The 17,291-nt window shown below is 62.2% G+C and carries 15 protein-coding genes; 8 read left to right on the forward strand and 7 right to left on the reverse strand.

What is annotated here, in order from left to right; all coding sequences use genetic code 11:
• Window positions 1–97 precede the first annotated feature (97 nt).
• Window positions 98–1,294, reverse strand: a complete 1,197-nt coding sequence (locus tag PseAD21_RS27865; protein ID WP_102358943.1) for an MFS transporter — start codon at window positions 1,292–1,294, stop codon at window positions 98–100.
• Window positions 1,295–1,414: 120 nt separating this feature from the next.
• On the opposite strand from PseAD21_RS27865, the gene PseAD21_RS27870 reads away from it, so the two are divergent.
• The 3 genes from PseAD21_RS27870 to PseAD21_RS29835 all read left to right on the forward strand — a co-directional run bounded on the left by PseAD21_RS27870 (window position 1,415) and on the right by PseAD21_RS29835 (window position 3,658).
• Window positions 1,415–2,314, forward strand: coding sequence for a LysR family transcriptional regulator (locus PseAD21_RS27870; RefSeq protein WP_102358944.1), 900 nt, complete (start codon window positions 1,415–1,417; stop codon window positions 2,312–2,314).
• A 91-nt stretch (window positions 2,315–2,405) separates the two neighbouring features.
• Complete coding sequence (locus PseAD21_RS27875) at window positions 2,406–3,275, forward strand: DUF2242 domain-containing protein (protein ID WP_102358945.1); 870 nt, start codon at window positions 2,406–2,408, stop codon at window positions 3,273–3,275.
• Between the two features lie 233 nt (window positions 3,276–3,508).
• On the forward strand, window positions 3,509–3,658 hold the full coding sequence (locus tag PseAD21_RS29835) for a hypothetical protein (protein ID WP_178082180.1): 150 nt from the start codon (window positions 3,509–3,511) through the stop codon (window positions 3,656–3,658).
• Between the two features lie 4 nt (window positions 3,659–3,662).
• Here the strand turns inward: PseAD21_RS29835 and PseAD21_RS27880 are convergent, their stop codons facing one another.
• Together PseAD21_RS27880 and PseAD21_RS27885 are read right to left on the reverse strand one after the other, a co-directional pair.
• Window positions 3,663–4,703, reverse strand: a complete 1,041-nt coding sequence (locus PseAD21_RS27880) for an AraC family transcriptional regulator (RefSeq protein ID WP_102358946.1) — start codon at window positions 4,701–4,703, stop codon at window positions 3,663–3,665.
• A gap of 3 nt (window positions 4,704–4,706) precedes the next feature.
• Window positions 4,707–5,837: a nitrilase-related carbon-nitrogen hydrolase gene (locus PseAD21_RS27885; RefSeq protein WP_102358947.1), complete on the reverse strand. Its 1,131-nt coding sequence runs from the start codon at window positions 5,835–5,837 to the stop codon at window positions 4,707–4,709.
• Window positions 5,838–6,043: 206 nt separating this feature from the next.
• Between PseAD21_RS27885 and PseAD21_RS27890 the strand changes: the two genes are divergently transcribed.
• Both PseAD21_RS27890 and PseAD21_RS27900 read left to right on the forward strand, forming a co-directional pair.
• Window positions 6,044–8,083: an NADPH-dependent 2,4-dienoyl-CoA reductase gene (locus tag PseAD21_RS27890; RefSeq protein ID WP_102358948.1), complete on the forward strand. Its 2,040-nt coding sequence runs from the start codon at window positions 6,044–6,046 to the stop codon at window positions 8,081–8,083.
• Window positions 8,084–8,245: 162 nt separating this feature from the next.
• Window positions 8,246–9,169, forward strand: a complete 924-nt coding sequence (locus PseAD21_RS27900; protein ID WP_102358949.1) for a 1-aminocyclopropane-1-carboxylate deaminase/D-cysteine desulfhydrase — start codon at window positions 8,246–8,248, stop codon at window positions 9,167–9,169.
• A gap of 158 nt (window positions 9,170–9,327) precedes the next feature.
• Here the strand turns inward: PseAD21_RS27900 and PseAD21_RS27905 are convergent, their stop codons facing one another.
• From PseAD21_RS27905 to PseAD21_RS27915, 3 genes are all read right to left on the reverse strand, one after another.
• On the reverse strand, window positions 9,328–9,879 hold the full coding sequence (locus tag PseAD21_RS27905; RefSeq protein ID WP_102358950.1) for a cytochrome b: 552 nt from the start codon (window positions 9,877–9,879) through the stop codon (window positions 9,328–9,330).
• Window positions 9,880–10,071: 192 nt separating this feature from the next.
• Window positions 10,072–10,899, reverse strand: coding sequence for a phosphonoacetaldehyde hydrolase (gene phnX / locus PseAD21_RS27910; protein ID WP_102358951.1), 828 nt, complete (start codon window positions 10,897–10,899; stop codon window positions 10,072–10,074).
• A 147-nt stretch (window positions 10,900–11,046) separates the two neighbouring features.
• Window positions 11,047–12,156 (reverse strand): 2-aminoethylphosphonate--pyruvate transaminase, encoded by a 1,110-nt coding sequence (locus PseAD21_RS27915; RefSeq protein WP_102358952.1) that lies wholly within the window; start codon window positions 12,154–12,156, stop codon window positions 11,047–11,049.
• A gap of 113 nt (window positions 12,157–12,269) precedes the next feature.
• Here PseAD21_RS27915 and PseAD21_RS27920 point away from each other — a divergent pair, with 113 nt between their 5' ends.
• Window positions 12,270–13,130, forward strand: coding sequence for a LysR substrate-binding domain-containing protein (locus PseAD21_RS27920; RefSeq protein ID WP_102358953.1), 861 nt, complete (start codon window positions 12,270–12,272; stop codon window positions 13,128–13,130).
• A gap of 108 nt (window positions 13,131–13,238) precedes the next feature.
• On the opposite strand, the gene PseAD21_RS27925 is transcribed toward PseAD21_RS27920, so the two are convergent.
• Entirely contained in the window at window positions 13,239–14,111 is an 873-nt protein-coding gene (locus PseAD21_RS27925) for a LysR family transcriptional regulator (protein ID WP_102358954.1), read from the reverse strand.
• Between the two features lie 269 nt (window positions 14,112–14,380).
• On the opposite strand from PseAD21_RS27925, the gene PseAD21_RS27930 reads away from it, so the two are divergent.
• Together PseAD21_RS27930 and PseAD21_RS27935 are read left to right on the forward strand one after the other, a co-directional pair.
• Window positions 14,381–15,706, forward strand: a complete 1,326-nt coding sequence (locus PseAD21_RS27930) for an MFS transporter (protein ID WP_102358955.1) — start codon at window positions 14,381–14,383, stop codon at window positions 15,704–15,706.
• 71 nt (window positions 15,707–15,777) lie between these two features.
• Complete coding sequence (locus PseAD21_RS27935; RefSeq protein ID WP_102358956.1) at window positions 15,778–17,169, forward strand: FAD-dependent oxidoreductase; 1,392 nt, start codon at window positions 15,778–15,780, stop codon at window positions 17,167–17,169.
• The last annotated feature ends 122 nt before the right edge of the window (window positions 17,170–17,291 follow it).

Here is a 17,291-nt window from a genome sequence, read left to right on the forward strand (position 1 = left end):
GCCGACCACTCTCCAACTGCCTGCACCCCATCCCACTGTGGGAGCGGGCCTGCTCGCGAAGGCGGCCTAGCAGCCACCCATCTCCTCACAATCCCAATCACTCAAACCCATGCCCCCGCGCCCTGAGCGCCGCATACAAGGTCAATACCAGCAATCCCACCACAATCCACGGAAAGCCCCCAACCCCCAGATTCCCCAGCAACAATCCACCCGCCAGCCCACCCCCGGCAATCCCGACATTCCACAGCGTCACCAGCATCGACTGCGCTGTATCGGCAGCCTTTCCAGCGGTTTTCGCCAAGGCAGTCTGCAGCAGCGAGGGCATCGCGCCGAACGCCAATCCCCATATGGCGACGGCGATGTATATCACTGGCGCCGATTCGCGCCACAGGCCCAGAGCGACGGCTGAGAGCATGAACAGCACCGTGCTGATGAGCACCAGTTCGCGCAGCCAGCGATCGATCAGGCTGCCGACGATCCACAGGCTCAGCACTGAGGCCAGGCCGAACACCAGCAGCACGCGATCAATATCGCCGCCCAGCCCCGACGGTTGCAGGAACGGGGCAATGTAGGTGTACAGCAGGTTGTGGGCGACCACGTAGGACAGGGTCACGAACAGCACCGATCGCACGCCGGGCAGGGTAAAGACCTGACGTAGGGGCAGGCGCTTTCCTGTCCGTTCGCCGGCAAAGTCCGGCACTTGCCAGCGCACCCAGATCACTAGCAGCAGCGTCAGCGCGGTCATGATGGCGAAGCTCAGGCGCCAACCCGCCAGGGTGCCGAGCAACGTGCCGGCCGGTATGCCCAGCGACAGTGCAAGCGGCGCCCCGAGCATGGCCACGGTGATCGCCCGGCCTTGCAGGTGCGGGGCAACCATGCGGCTCGCATAGCCGGCCAGTAGCGCCCACAACAGTCCGGCAAAGATCCCGGCGAGCAAGCGTGCGATCAAGGTCAGCCAGTACAGCTCCGATAGGGCGGTGATGCTGTTGGCGATGGCAAAGCCGCCGATGGCGGACAACAACAATGGCCGACGACGCCAGCCTCGGGTGGCGATGGTCAGCGGGATGGCCGCCAGCATCGAGCCGATGGCGTACAGCGTCACCAGTTGCCCGATCAACGCCTGCGAGACATTCAGGCCCGCGCTCATTTGCGGCAGCAGGCCGGCGGGCATGGCTTCGGTCAGCACCGTGATGAAGCCGGCGGTGGCCAGGGCCAGCAGGGCGCCGAGGGGTAATCGTTCGCGCGCCTCGGCCGGTTGGGTGAGGTCTGCGGAGGTCAGTTGTGCATCATTCATGAGTCTGCGTCCATTTGCCCAAGGGGGTGAAGTCCTTAGGCTAGGGCGCTGCGCATTAGAGAAAAATGGGTTACGGTTCCGAACATATCGGACACGGATGTCGTGAATGGGAGGATTGGAATGGACAGCCTGGGCAGTATTTCGGTGTTTGTGCAGGTCGCCGAGACCCGCAGTTTTACCGAGGCCGGACGGCTGCTGGGCGTGTCGTCCTCGGCGGTCGGCAAAAGTATTGCGCGGCTTGAGGCGCGACTCGGTGTGCGGCTGTTTCATCGCACCACCCGCAGCATCACGCTGACCAGTGAAGGCGCGCTGTTCCTTGAGCGCTGTCGCAAGATTCTCGCCGAGGTGGAAGCGGCCGAGTTCGAACTGTGCAATTCGGCCTCGCAGCCCCACGGCAAGCTGCGCATCAGTCTGCCGCAGGTGCACGGGCTGGTGATGCCGGTGATGAACCAGTTCATGGCGTTGTACCCGCAGATCGAACTGGATCTGGACCTGACCGATCGCATGGTCGACGTGGTCGAGGAGGGCTTTGATGCGGTGATTCGTACCGGCAAGCCGCGCGATTCACGGCTGATGGCACGGCCCTTGGGCGAGTTTCACATGGTGTTGGTGGCAAGTCCGTTGTATCTGCAGCAGCGCGGAGTGCCGCAGACACCAGCCGATCTGGCTGAGCATGCGTGCCTGCGGCACACCTTCCACGCCACCGGCAAGCTGGAGCCGTGGCCGTTGATCCGCGAGGAGGGCGCGCCGGAGCCGAGCTTGCCGACGCGGCTGGTCAGCACGTCCATCGAAGCTGTCAGTCATGCGGCGCTGGCCGGAATGGGCATCGCCTGTCTGCCGGACTTCATGACTCATGAGGATGTGGCGCATGGGCGCCTGCAGCGAGTTCTGGATGCGCATCTGCAGCATGTCGGTCAGTTCTGGGTGTTATGGCCTTCCAGTCGCCATGCCACCGCCAAATTACGTGTCTTCATCGATCACTTGTCGCTGCGACTTTTCCCGGCAAACAATGGTCAATAGGGTTGTAACGGCTTTAAGACACAATCCATGCGCCGCAGGGCCAAGTTCTGTTGCACAATACGCCCCGGACCGTTTTCCCTCAGGATGTTTAATGTTGATTTCAACTCCCATGCGTGTCGTTGGGTTGGCACTGTTGTTGACCGCTGTCGCCGGCTGTTCGAAAGACAAGCCGATCTATGAGCATGAGAATTTCGACGATTCCGGTACGTATTCTCGCAATTACCCGGTGGCCGATGTCGCCAGCTGCGAGGCGGCCCGTCGTGCGCTGCTCAGCCAGGGTTACATCATCACCAGCAGCGACCCGAAACTGGTCAGCGGCCACAAGAGCTTCCAGCAGACCGGTGAAACCCACCTGGAGATCAGTTTCAACGTGGTGTGTGCCGAAGATGGCAGTGCCAAGCATCATGCCACGGTGTTTGCCAACGCCTTGCAGGACCGTTATGCGCTGAAGAAGACCAACAACTCTGCCAGCCTCGGGGTCGGCGTGTTGGGTTCGGTGTCGATGCCGATTGGCTCCTCGGACGATTCGATGGTCAAGGTCGCCAGTGAGACCGTGACCTCGCAGAAGTTCTATGAGCGTTTCTTCACTCTGGTCGAACTGTTCCTGCCGGCCGATGCGAAGAAAGCCGCGCACATCGAAGAAAAGCCCAAGACTGATCTGGGTGTGCCGGAGCCCAAACCCGCCTCTGTCGCGCCGGCAACACCGTCGCCGGCGGTAGAAACAACTCCCGCGCCGCTGCCGGCCGGGATTGTCGAGCCAGCCCAGACCACTGCTCCGGTAGCCCCGGCAGCAACACCGACGCCGGCCCCGGTTTCACCGACGCCGGTGGGTTCCGAGCCGGTGGTGCCGCCAGCCGAGTCCGCGCCGATCACCCCGGCACCGGCCACCGAAACGATCACGCCACCGCCCAACCCGAGCAATATCCCGCCGCCATCCGAGCCGATTCCGGCGATGCAATAACTCACACGCACATCCCCTGTGGGAGCGGGCTTGCTCGCGAAAGCGGTTGTTCAGTCACATCGATGCTGAATGTACTGACGCTTTCGCGAGCAAGCACGCTCCCACAGTTGTTTCTGCAGTACGTGAAATCTCGTTACATTCCCCTGACAAAAATCCCGCGATAAATTCCTGACCACCTGCTACGTTTTATTTCATGAAGGCCGGGTTTCACTTTTCCTTCATACGGGCACGATATGCTCGAAGCACTGGTCATTTGGCCGGGCTATTTTTCAAGCGGGCAGCAAGGGGATGACACGATGGACGACTATCAAGAAGAACTGCTCGAATACCAGGCGTTTGAACTGGATCAGCCAGAGCCGGCCGAAGACGCCACCGAGCTGTAAGGCGTCAGGCGCTTTTGCGGTGACTGCGGCGAAACTCGCCGGGGGTCTGGCCGTTCCAGCGTTTGAAGGCGCGTTGAAACGCCTCGGCTGAGGCAAAGCCCAGCAGGTAGGCGATCTCGCCGAACGCGAGTTCGGTGTCACGAATATAGGTCATTGCCAGGTCGCGGCGGGTGTCATTGAGGATCGCGCGAAACTGCGTGCCTTCCTCGGCCAGTTTGCGTCGCAAGGTCCAGGTCGGCAGCTTCAGGCGTGCCGCCACTTCTTCCAGATCGGGTTCCCGGCCACCATTGAGCAACGGCCCCAGCAGTTGAGTGATGCGTTCACGCAGGCTGCGGGTGCGGGTCAATTGCTCCAGTTCCCGCTCACACAACGCAAGCAAATGCTTCCAGGTGCTCGGGCAGTGTTCCGGGTTGCGCAGGGCGAGGCTGTGGAGGTTCAGGCGCAGTTGATTGCGTTCGGCGCCGAACTGAATCGGGCAGTCACCCAGCACGCTGTACGCGTCGCGGTAGTCCGGCTCGTCGAATTCGATGTCGATGTGCTCGGCCCGCAGTGGCTCCCGGCCGACGCTGGATAACTGATGCAGCCAGCCGGTGATGATCGAATCCACCACAAAGCGGTTATAGGCGTTGTACGGGCTGATCGAGTAGAAGCGCAGCCAAGCGCCGTGGGCGTCTTCGTGAAAACTCGATTGCCCGCGATAGTTGGAGCCGTACAGCGGCTCGAAGCGGATCAGGCAACGGGCCGCTTCACGCACGGTCGGTGCCTGTGCGGCGGTGACCCCGGCCAGTCCGGCCTGGCTCAGACGGCTGAGCTGGCCCATGCGCAGGCCCAGCGCCGGATCGCCGGTCAACTGAATTGCGCTGTGCCCCAGACGCATGTAACGCGGGATCGACAGCCGCGCACCGGCCTCGGCCAGTCGCGCGGTGTCCAGGCCGTATTGTTCGAGCAACGGTTGCGGATCGGCGCCATGGCTGCGCACCGCATCGGCAAGGCTGTGGACGAAACCTACCGACAGATCCCCGAGGCGCATCGGCAGCGGCTGCATGGTTTACAACCAGATATTCAGCAGACGTGCGCCACGGGCTTCGCCATCGGCGAATTGCTGGCCGTTGCTGCTGAGGAAGCTTTGCCCTGCACTGGGTTTATCCCAGAACTGCCCGCGCAGGAACACACTCATGCCGGCAATGGCGCGGCTGCTCGGTGGCTGCGCGGTCAGCGTCAGGCGATGCCACGCCTGACCCTCACTGATTTCCCCGGGCTTGAGGCTGACCGACCCCGGTGTGTTCGAGCCCTTGTAGCCGCCCCACGGCTGATTCCACGCACCGTGACCGACCACGAACGCCGGCACCGCCACCAGTTGTGCGCCTAACTCATCGAGTTGGCGATAGTTGTCCGGATACCAGCTGTCACTGCCGATCAGCACCCCCAAACGCCCGGCCGGGGTGTCGACTACGGTGATTGCGTGCTCGTCTTCGCTCTCGATCACGTCACGCTGTTCGAAGATCGGGTGCATCTGCCGCTGTGGCTGGCCCAGCGGCAAACCATCACGGCCAAACACCACGCTGCTGTTGAACAGCGCACCGCTGCCGGGCTTGAGCTGGCCGTCGCGAATACTTGGTTCGGGCAGCACGATAGAGCCGGCCACCAGCGTTATATGGAACTCTTTGGCAAGACCACCGAACAGCGCCTGATAATCCTTGGCCATGGCCCTGGATTTCATGCGCAGGTGCGCGTCGTCGAGGCGATTTTCGCCCTTGGCACTGAGCCAGGCGCGGGCGAACAGCAGCGGGTTGCTTGCCGCCAGCCAGTTCATCGCTTCGGCGAGGGTGGGGGCCTGATACAACTCGTCTTTCTCGCCGCTGATCATCAGCCAGGTGCCGACGTGCTCGGGCAGTACCACCACGGTTTTTTCGTTCAACAGCCCCTGGTCCTGCGCCTGCTGCAGATAGGCCGCGAGTTTGCGGTGCAGGCGCTCCGGGCTTTGGTAGTCGGTGGGGAACAGTTCCGGTTGAATTCCCAGCAAGTTGCCACGGTCGGCCGGTGTGCCCTGATCGACCGCCAGTTTGATCCGCAGGTCCGACAGGTAATGCCCCGCCGGCCGGTCCGCCGCCCACATGGCGTAGGTGGTAAGGGCGGCAACGATGGCCATGGAAAAGAACAGGTACAGAAGTTTGCGCATGAAAACCAACAACAGCCGGGTACAGGGTGTGGCGACTAGGGTAGGGCGCATGTCTGCGCTTGCCAAGGGGTGCTGCGCATTTGGATCAATAAGTTGTCAGTTTCGGTCATTGAGTGACAGCGGTGCGACTCTTAGTCTGTCGAACATGACTGACGGGAGACGCAGAGCTCCCGCAATTTCCGTGATCGCTCGTTGTGGAGTTACCGATGACCGCCGCTCATTACCCGCACCTGTTGGCCCCGCTGGACCTGGGATTCACCACGCTGCGCAACCGCACCCTGATGGGCTCGATGCACACCGGCCTTGAAGAAAAACCGGGCGGCTTCGAACGCATGGCGGCGTACTTCGCCGAACGTGCCCGTGGCGGCGTCGGCCTGATGGTTACCGGGGGTATCGGCCCGAACGACGAGGGCGGCGTGTACTCCGGCGCGGCCAAGCTGACCACCGAGGAAGAGGCGCTCAAGCACCGCATTGTCACCCGCGCGGTGCACGAGGCGGGCGGCAAGATCTGCATGCAGATCCTTCACGCCGGGCGTTATGCCTACAGCCCGAAACAGGTCGCGCCGAGTGCGATCCAGGCGCCGATCAACCCGTTCAAGCCCAAAGAGCTGGACGAGGAAGGCATCGAGAAGCAGATCAGCGACTTCGTCACCTGCTCGGTGCTGGCCCAGACCGCAGAGTACGACGGTGTGGAAATCATGGGCTCGGAAGGTTATTTCATTAACCAGTTTCTCGCCGCCCACACCAACCACCGCACCGACCGCTGGGGCGGCAGCTACGAAAACCGTATGCGCCTGCCGGTGGAAATCGTCCGCCGCGTGCGTGAAGCGGTCGGCCCGAACTTCATCATCATTTTCCGTCTGTCGATGCTCGACCTGGTCGAGGGCGGCAGCACCTGGGATGAGATCGTGACCCTGGCCAAAGCCATCGAGCAGGCCGGCGCGACCATCATCAACACCGGCATCGGCTGGCACGAAGCGCGGATCCCGACCATCGCCACCAAAGTGCCGCGCGGGGCGTTCAGCAAGGTCACCGCCAAGCTGCGCGGATCGGTGAGCATTCCGCTGATCACCACCAACCGCATCAACACCCCGGAAATCGCCGAGCAGATTCTCGCCGAGGGCGACGCCGACATGGTCTCGATGGCCCGGCCGTTCCTCGCCGACCCGGACTTCGTCAATAAGGCCGCCGAAGGCCGTGCCGACGAAATCAACACCTGCATCGGCTGCAACCAGGCGTGTCTGGATCACACCTTCGGCGGCAAGCTCACCAGTTGCCTGGTCAACCCGCGTGCCTGCCACGAGACCGAGCTTAATTACTTGCCGGTGCAGCAGATCAAGAAAATCGCCGTAGTCGGTGCCGGGCCTGCGGGCTTGTCCGCCGCGACCGTGGCCGCCGAGCGCGGGCATCAGGTGACGCTGTTCGATTCGGCCAGCGAGATTGGCGGCCAGTTCAACATTGCCAAGCGTGTGCCGGGCAAGGAAGAGTTTTTCGAAACCCTGCGCTACTTCAAGCGCAAGTTGCAGACCACCCACGTCGAGGTGTGCCTGAACACCCGCGTCGACGTGGCGAAACTGGTTGAAGGCGGCTACGACGAAATCATCCTCGCCACCGGCATCGCGCCGCGTGTGCCAGCGATTCCGGGCGTCGAGAATGCCAAGGTGCTGAGTTACCTGGACGTGATCCTCGAACGCAAACCGGTGGGCAAACGCGTTGCCGTGATCGGCGCGGGCGGTATCGGTTTCGACGTCTCGGAGTTTCTTGTGCACGAAGGCGTGGCTACCAGTCTGGATCGCACCGCGTTCTGGCAAGAGTGGGGCATCGACACCCATCTGGAAGCCCGTGGTGGCGTGGCTGGGATCAAAGCCGCGCCGCACGTGCCGGCCCGTGAAGTGTTCCTGTTGCAGCGCAAGAAAACCAAGGTCGGCGACGGTCTGGGCAAGACCACTGGGTGGATTCACCGCACGGGCCTGAAGAACAAGCAGGTGCAGATGCTCAACAGCGTTGAATACCTGAAGATCGATGATGAAGGGCTGCACATCCGCATCGGCGAAACCGGCGAGCCGCAAGTGCTGGCGGTGGACAACATCGTGATCTGCGCCGGGCAGGATCCGCTGCGCGATCTGCAGGAAGGTCTGGTGGCAGCGGGGCAGAACGTGCACCTGATCGGCGGCGCCGATGTGGCGGCGGAGCTGGATGCCAAGCGCGCGATCAATCAGGGTTCGCGTCTGGCGGCTGAACTGTAAGCCCAACACATCTCTAGGGTGGGAGCGGGCTTGCTCGCGAATGCGTCGGGTCAGTCATTGCATATGTCGACTGATACACCGCATTCGCGAGCAAGCCCGCTCCCACAGGGGAAAGAGTTTTTGACTGTTAACATGGCGGTTCTTGTTCCGGAACCGCCACTCATGCTGCTTCCTCCCGCCCACTGGCTACCCCAGGCCCCCCTCGAATTGTTGCAACTCGACTGGCTCACCCGCGCCGCAATCGAGGTCGCGATCCTGCGTCTGGATCAGATCGACCCGCTGATCAGCGGCAACAAATGGTTCAAGCTCATCGAACACCTCAAGGCTGCCGACCGCGTCGGCGCGCAGGGCGTCATCAGCCTCGGTGGCGCGCATTCCAATCATCTGCATGCGTTGGCGGCTGCCGGTAAACGCCTGGGCTTCGAAACCGTCGGCCTGTTGCGCGGCCATCCGCAGCAAACGCCCACGGTGATGGACTTGCAGGCGTTTGGCATGCAATTGCATTGGCTCGGTTACGGTGGCTATCGGGCGCGACATGAACCCGGCTTCTGGGAGCCTTGGCAGGCGCAGTACCCGAATCTGTACGCAGTGCCGGAGGGCGGCGGCGGATTGGCCGGCGCACTGGGCTGCAAAGCGCTCAAGGAACAGGTGAGCGGGCAACTGAGCAAATTGGGCTGGAGCGATTATCACGGCTGGTGGCTGGCGTGTGGCACCGGGACGACCCTGGCAGGGCTGGTGCTCGCCGAGGCGGGTGCGCATCCGGTGTACGGCGCGCTGGCGGTGCCTGATGATCATGGGGTGGCGCCGCAGGTTGAGGCGATTGTTCGCGAGGCGGACCTGCCGGCGGCGGACTACGCGTTGTTCGACGCAAGCCGGGGTGGTTTCGCCAAGGTTGATCCGGTGTTGCTTGAATTCATCGACAACACTGAACAGAGCAGCGGCATCCCGTTTGAGCCGCTGTATACCGGCAAAGCGTTGATGGCGCTGAAACAGCAGATTGAAACAGGAGGGTTCGAACACGGTACGCGGTTGATATTCGTACATACCGGCGGTTTGCAGGGGCGCCGCGGATTCATCACAAGATGAATGAGTAACTCTGTGGTGAGGGGATTTATCCCCGAAGGGCTGCGAAGCGGCCCAAAACCTGTGCATGCGGTGTATCAGATTTAATTGCCCATTGCATGCGCGGAGCTGCTGCGCAGCCGTCGGGGATAAATCCCCTCGCCACAGGGTACTGCCTGACCTTATTGACTACGCTTGGGCATCATCCGCAACAGCGTGTTATCGCCCACCACATAATGGTGATAAAGCCCCGCCAGCGCATGCAGTCCGATCAGCCAGTAGCCGATGTTGCCGATCAGTACGTGCCAGTGCTCCACCTGCTTGGCGAGCGCCTTGTCTTCATGGACCAGCAACGGCAAGTCGAAACCGTAAAACATCACCTGATGCCCCTCGGCGCTGGTGATCAGCCAGCCGAGAATCGGCATGCTGATCATGAACAGGTACAACAGCCAGTGCATCGCCCGCGCCAGCAGGGTTTGCCACTGCGGCGAGGCCGGGAAGATTTTCGGTGCCGGGCCAATACTGCGCGCTACCAGGCGAAACCACACCAGCACGAACACGGTGAGGCCGAGCATGTAGTGCACTTCGCGGATCAGTGAGCGGCCACCACTGCCTTTGGGAAAGATCCCGCGCAACTCCATGCTGGCGTACACCAGCACCAACAGGACCAGCATCAGCCAGTGCAACAGGACGGATACGGTGCTGTAGCGTGATTCGGAGCTTGTCCACGGCATACGGTATTTCCTCACAGATCAGGGTCGCTACTGCCGCTCTTGTGCGACGGCATGCTTTAACTGTAATCCGCTTTGGCGGATTTGCCTGATGCTGATCGGAGTTTCAATGCGCTGAGTCAGGGCTTTAGCCAAAAAAAACGCCAGTGTCGCGAAGACCCTGGCGTTTTTTGTTGTTTTGACGAATAGGCGCGATCAACTCGACTGCGGCATCTCACCCTTGGCCAGACGCTTGTTGATGTCGGCAATCACTTGCGGCAGGTCGCTGATGGTGTCGATCATGTAGTGCGGGCGCGAACCGGCGAACAGCGCGTGGATGCGCTCGCGCTCGCTGGCCAGTTCGTCGCTGCCCAGCGCGCGGTAGCCAGCGTAATCCAGGCCCAGCGCGTTGCCCGAGCAGATCAACGCCACGGTCCACATCCCGGCGCGACGGCCTTCGAGGATGCCCGGCACGGTGTCGTCGATCTTCACGCAGGCGCCGACGTCGTCGATACCCAGCGCAATCACGTTGGCCAGGGCCTGAGCCGGCCATGGGCGACCGTTCGGCACCTCGTCGGTGGCCACCACGTGGTCGGCGACGTAGCCGTTGGTGGCGGCGAGGGCCACGACCTTGTCCATCACCTGTTTCGGGTAGCCGGAGCAGGAACCGATCTTGATTCCTTGCTGACGCAGGTTGGCGATGGTTTCCAGCGCGCCGGGAATCAGCGCCGAGTGTTCGGCGATCTTCTCGATCTGCAGCGGCATGAAGCGGTTGTAGATCGCGGTCACGTCATCGTCGGTCGGGGTGCGGCCGAAGGCTTTGCGATAACGCTCGGCGACCTGCGGCTGATCGCACAGGGTGCGGATGTGGTCCCACTTGCCCATGCCCATCGGGCCACGGGCCTCTTCGATGGACACCTGAACGTCGAATTCGGCGAAGGCCTCGACGAAGATCTGCGTTGGCGCGAACGAGCCGAAATCGACCACGGTGCCGGCCCAGTCGAGGATGGCGGCTTGCAGTTTGCTTGGGTTGGTGTAGTTCATGTTGAGCAAATTCCTGAGTTGGCAATGCAATTCAAAACGGTGGGAGCGGGCTTGCTCGCGAATGCAGTGGCACATTCAACATTGATGGCGGCTGACACGACGCCTTCGCGAGCAGGCTCACTCCTACAAAGGGATTTTTGGTGTGGGTTAGATCTCTAGCACTTCCATCTCGCGCAGCACTTCACCCACTGCCGCCACGGCCTGGCGCATTTCGTCCGGGTTGACGTGGCCGATGCAGCCGACGCGGAAGGTTTCGACCTGGGTCAGTTTGCCGGGGTACAGGATGTAGCCCTTGGCCTTGACCCGTTCGTAGAAGTCCTTGAACTGGTAGCTCGGGTCTTTCGGCGCATGGAAGGTGGCGATGATCGGCGCCTGGATCGCCGCCGGCAGGAAGCTGCGCAAACCGAGCTTACCCATCTCTTCCATCAGCGCCTGACAGTTGGCGGCGTAGCGCGCATGTCGCGCTGGCAGGCCACCTTCTTCGTTGTATTGCAGCAACGCTTCGTGCAACGCGGCGACCACGTGGGTCGGCGGGGTGAAGCGCCACTGGCCGGTCTTCTGCATATAGGTGTGCTGGTCATACAGGTCCATCGCCAGCGAATGCGAGTTGCCGGCGGCTGCAGCCAGCGACTCCTTGCGAGCGAAGACGAAGCCCATCCCCGGCACGCCTTCCAGGCACTTGCCCGAAGCGGCGATCAACGCATCGAACGGTACCTTTTGCGCGTCCACCGGCAGTGCGCCGAACGAGCTCATGGCATCGATGATCAGGCGCTTGCCGTGTTGCGCAACAACCTCGGCAATCTCCGGCAGCGGGTTGAGGATGCCGGTGCTGGTTTCGCAGTGGATCAGCGCGACGTGGCTGATATCGCCATCGGCGCGCAGCAGACGGTCGACGTCGGCGCCGGTGGTCGGTTCGTCTTCGGCGGTTTCAAAGGTGCTGAATGAGCGCCCGAGCACTTCGCAGATCTTCGCCAGGCGCTTGCCGTAAGCGCCATTGATCAGCACCAGGACTTTGCCGTCACGCGGCACCAGCGTGCCGATGGCCGCTTCGACGGCGAAGGTGCCGCTGCCTTGCAACGGCACGCAATGGTGGCTGGAGGCGCCGTTGAGGATCGCCAGCAATTGTTCGCAAAGGCTGGCGGTCAGCTGATTGAAGCGGTCATCCCATGACCCCCAGTCAACCATCATTGCCTGGCGGGTGCGGGCCGAGGTGGTCAACGGGCCGGGAGTGAGCAGGATGGGTGCGGCAGTACTCATTCGTGTGTCCTCGCGATAGCGCTGTGGGATGAAGCTACGGGGCATACGTTGCAATTGAGCGTCGCATCAATCAAATTGTTTGTTGTTATGCCAGCCATCAGTGAGGGTTATTCATGAATCTGTTCCAGCTGCGCGCCTTCGACGCCGTGGCCCGGGAAGGCAGCTTCACCCGCGCCGCCGCGCGCCTGTTCATCAGCCAGCCGGCGGTCACCGGGCACATCAAGGCGCTGGAGGAGCATTACCAGATCACCTTGTTACGGCGTACCGCGCGCCGGGTGGAGCTGACCGAGGAGGGCATCAAACTGGCGGCGATCACCCGGGCCATGTTCGGTCTGGCCGAGGAAGCGCAGACCCTGCTCGAAGCCAACCGCCAGTTGCTCACCGGGCGCCTGGAAGTGGCGGCAGACGGCCCGCACATGGTCATGCCGATGCTTGCCAGCCTGCGCGCGCGGTATCCAGGGATCACGGTGAACCTGCGACTGGGCAATGCCCAGGAAACCCTCGCCGCGCTGCTGTCGGAACACGCCGATGTGGCGGTGCTGACCGAGGTCGAACCGCGCAAGGGCCTGCACCTGCAAGCCTTGAGCGGGTCGCGGATCTGCGCACTGGTGCCCGCCACACATCCGTGGGCGCAGCGTGCCGGCGAGGTGCAGCTCAAGGAGCTGGATCAGGTGATCATGGTGCTGCGTGAGCCGAGTTCGATTACCCGGCGCACCTTCGATCAGGCGTGTGCGCAGGCGGCGGTCAATCCGCGAGTGCTGCTGGAACTGGACAGCCGCGAGGCGGTGACTGAGGCGGTGGCGGCGGAACTCGGGGTGGGGGTGGTGTCATCGGTGGAAGTCAGCCATGACCCGCGAGTGGTGGCGATTCCGATTGTCGGGGACGGGCTGGTCAATCAGCACATGATCGGCTGCATGGAGCGGCGGCGGGAGTTGCGCTTGATTCAGGCGTTTTTTGGTCTGGCGCCGGCCTGATACACCGTGGTGCCCCAATCGCGAGCAGGCTCACTCCTACAGGGGGATTTGTTCTCGCCGCAAGTCCAATGTAGGAGTGAGCCTGCTCGCGATGAGGCCGGACCTGCCTTACACAAGACTCTCGCGAACCATCTCGAGAAACGTCGCCACCACCCGCCGCGAACTCTGCTCACGCAAGCACACCAGTGTCTCGGTCAAACGCCGGGTGCAATCGGTAATCGGCAACGCACACACCCGCGAATCCGCACCAAACTCCGCCGCCGACACCACCCCCACACCAATCCCCACCACCACCGCCTCGCGCGCCGCTTCCCGGCCTTCGACCTGAATCGCCGGACGAATGCGAAACCCGGCGCGGGCCATTTCCTCTTCCAGGGTCTGGCGGGTCACCGAACCGTGTTCGCGCAACACCAGGGGCGTGTCATCCAGATCCGCCAGGCAGATCGACTCGCGTTCGGCCCACGGGTGATGGCGCGAGACAAACGCCACCATCGGGTCGTTACGCAGCGGCACGCAGAGCAGGCGTTCATCACTGACATCGCGCCCCAGCAATGCCAGATCGGCCTGATAGTTGAACAGGCGAAACAGTGATTCATCGGTGTTGCCGGTCTCGATCTTCACGCTGATCCCTGGGTAGCGCTCGCAGAACCGCGCGATCTGCGGCAACACATGCACCGGGGCGTCGACCGCGAGAATCAGGCTGCCGGTTTGCAACGCCTGGGATTCCTGCAGCAATTCCTGTGCTTCAGCCTCAATCACAAACAGCCGCTGGGTGATGGCCAGCAGGCGTTCGCCAAGATCGGTCAGGCGTACCGAACGTTTATTGCGGTGAAACAGCAACACACCGAAGCGTTCTTCAAGTTTGCGCACCTGGTCGGAAATTGCCGGTTGCGTGAGAAAAAGCCGTTCGGCGGCTTTGGTGAAGCTTCCATGCACGGCCACGGCGTGGAAGGCTTTGAGCTGGGCGTGGGAGACAGACATCGTGACTCCAGTAACAAGCTGAGCTTATGTGTGAAATACGATAAATCGATTTTATTTATTAAACAGTAATTGCTTTGATCCGCTCACGCCAGCGCTGACTGCCCGTGCGGGCAGCAACCCTGGCGATGAGCCTGGGCGTGCAACAACAGGACTCATCTGACCGTTATCGCCACAGGGATGGGGCGATAACGCAGTGCTCAACAATAAAAAACACAGGCGTTTACTTAACGATTCTGCCGGCACACTCACACCCTGAGGTCAGAACCACAATGAACAAGCACATCGGCACCATTGCGCGTTGGCGCATGCAGATTTTCGCTATCACCTGGCTCGCGTACGCCGCTTTCTACTTCACCCGCAAAGCCTTTTCGGTGGCCAAACTGGGCATCGCCGAAGACCCGACCTTCATGCTCGACAAGATGGCCATGGCCAACCTCGACGCCATCTATCTGGCGGCCTACGCCATCGGCCAATTCACCTGGGGCATGCTCGCCGACCGCTTTGGCCCAAGGGTCGTGGTGCTGGGCGGCTTGCTGATTTCCGCCGCTGCCGCGTTGGTGATGGGCAGTTTTGCCACGCTGCCGATCTTCGCCACCTGCATGCTGATTCAGGGGCTGGCGCAGTCCACCGGCTGGTCGGGATTGTGCAAGAACCTCGGCAGTTTCTTCCCCGCCGAACAGCGCGGGCGCGTGCTCGGCTTATGGAGTTCCTGCTACGCGTTTGGGGGGCTGGTGGCTTCGCCGTTCGCCGGTTGGTGGGCGTATACGCTGATGGGCACCTGGCACGCTGCGTTCATTTCCAGCGCGGCAGTGGTTGCGGCGGTGGCGGTGCTGTTCTTTATCTTCCAGCGCAACAAACCGGAAGACGTCGGCCTGCCGGCAGTAGAGCCGGAGCCGGAACTGAGTGCCGAAGAGACCGCAGCCAACAGCAAACTCAGCGTCTGGGAGCCATTGAAGGAGATCCTGCGCAACCGCACGGTGCTGGTCCTGGGCCTGGCGTACTTCATGTTGAAACCGGCGCGCTACGCGATTCTGTTGTGGGGGCCGGTGATCGTCTTCGAACAGATGCCGAGTGTCGGCAAGGTCGGCGCGGCGATCATTCCCACTTCGTTCGAACTGGCCGGGTTGCTCGGGCCGATCATGATCGGCATGGCCTCGGACAAACTGTTCGGTGCCCGGCGCATGCCGGCCTGCGTCCTCAGCCTGCTGGCGCTGACCGTAACCCTGGCGCTGTTCATGGGCGCGTTGCACACCGGCAGCGTGATGCTGGTGGTGGCGCTGCTGTTTGTCATGGGCCTGACCCTGTACGGCCCGGATTCGATGATCAGCGGCGCCGCCGCCATCGATTTCGGCAAGGCCAAGGCTGGCGCGACCGCTGCCGGTTTCGTCAACGGTTGTGGCTCGGTCGGCGCGGTGCTCGGCGGACTGCTGCCGGGTTACTTCGACTCGGTGACGGTGTTCATCGTCTTTGCCGGCTGCGCGTTGTTCTCGGCACTGGTGCTGATCCCGCACTGGAATAGCCGCCCGGTCGAGGTGATGGAGCCGCGCGCGTCCATTCCCAATTGCCCGCTGACGATCAAACCGCTGCGTTCCTGAAACCCTTTGCCTCGCGGCCTGCTGCGGTGTTCGCGGCAGGCTGTGGCGTGGCCCGATGACTGGAGAATCCCATGAGACCGTTTTGGCTCGAGCAAGCCTTGCAGGCTGATCCATCCGCGACTTGCCCGCCGTTACAAGGCGAAGTGCGCACTGACGTGTGTATCGTCGGCGGCGGCTACACCGGGTTGTGGACGGCGATCATGCTCAAGCAGCAGAACCCTGAACTCGATGTTTTGCTGATCGAAGCCGACATCTGCGGCGCCGGTGCCAGTGGGCGCAACGGTGGTTGTGCGCTGTCGTGGTCGGCCAAGTATTTCACCCTCGAGCGCCTGTTCGGGGTCGAGGAAGCGGTGCGCCTGGTCAAGGAATCCGAGCGCAGCATTCACGCCATCGGCGAGTTCTGCGAACAGTACGGCGTCGACGCCGATTACCGCCTCGACGGCACGCTGTACACCGCCACCAACCACGCTCAGGTCGGCTCGACCGACGCGGTGATCGCGGCGCTGGAGCGCAATGGCATCAACTCCTTCACCCAGCGTCCAGTCGCTGACGTGCAGCGCATGGCCGGTTCGAGTAAGCATCTGGAAGGCTGGTTCTCGCCGGCGGCGGCCAGTGTGCAACCGGGCAAACTGGTGCGCGGGCTGCGTCGGGTGGCATTGCAACTGGGGGTGAAGATCCACGAAAACACGGCGATGACCGGTCTGGAAGAAGGCCGTCCGGCGCGAATCCACACGGCCAATGGCAGCGTGATCGCCGACCGTGTGGTGCTGGCGATGAACGCGTGGATGGCCCGGGCGTTTGCGCAGTTCGAACGCAGCGTGGCGATCGTGTCCAGCGACATGCTGATCACCGAACCGCGCCCGGATCTGCTACAGGAAATCGGTTTGACCAGTGGTGTCACGGTGCTCGACTCGCGGATCTTCGTGCACTACTACCACAACACCCCGGACGGCCGGATCATGCTCGGCAAGGGCGGCAACACCTTTGCCTATGGCGGGCGAATGCTGCCGGTGTTCGATCAGCCATCGCCGTATGCCGGGTTGCTCAAGCGCAGTCTTGGCGACTTTTTTCCGGCGTTCGCCGAGGTCAAAGTCGATGCGACGTGGAACGGGCCGTCGGATCGCTCGGTCACCGGTCTGCCGTTTTTCGGGCAGATGAGTGCCAGTGGCAATGTGTTCTACGGTTTCGGTTATTCCGGCAGTGGCGTCGGTCCGTGTCATATGGGCGGGCAGATTCTCGCCTCGCTGGTGCAGGGGCTCGACAACCCGTGGACCCGTTCGCCATTGGTCAATGGGCCGCTGGGGTATTTTCCGCCGGAGCCGATTCGTTATCTGGGGTCATTGATGGTGCGTAATGCGATTCGCCGCAAGGAGCATGCCGAAGATCATGGGCGTCGGCCGCGGCATCTGGATGTGCGTCTGGCGAAATTTGCGGCGGCGGCGGGTAAGGCTGACAAGGGTTGAATACACAGGGAACGTGTGGGAACTGGTGCTCGGCTTGGCTTTTGATCGAGGGGGACATATCCGTTTCTGCGGTAACGGCTGCTTAGGGTTCCGCCCTTACGGCCATCCCTTTCAAGGTCTTT

Origin of the sequence: Pseudomonas sp. AD21 (assembly GCF_002878485.1) — a bacterium.
GTDB lineage: Bacteria > Pseudomonadota > Gammaproteobacteria > Pseudomonadales > Pseudomonadaceae > Aquipseudomonas.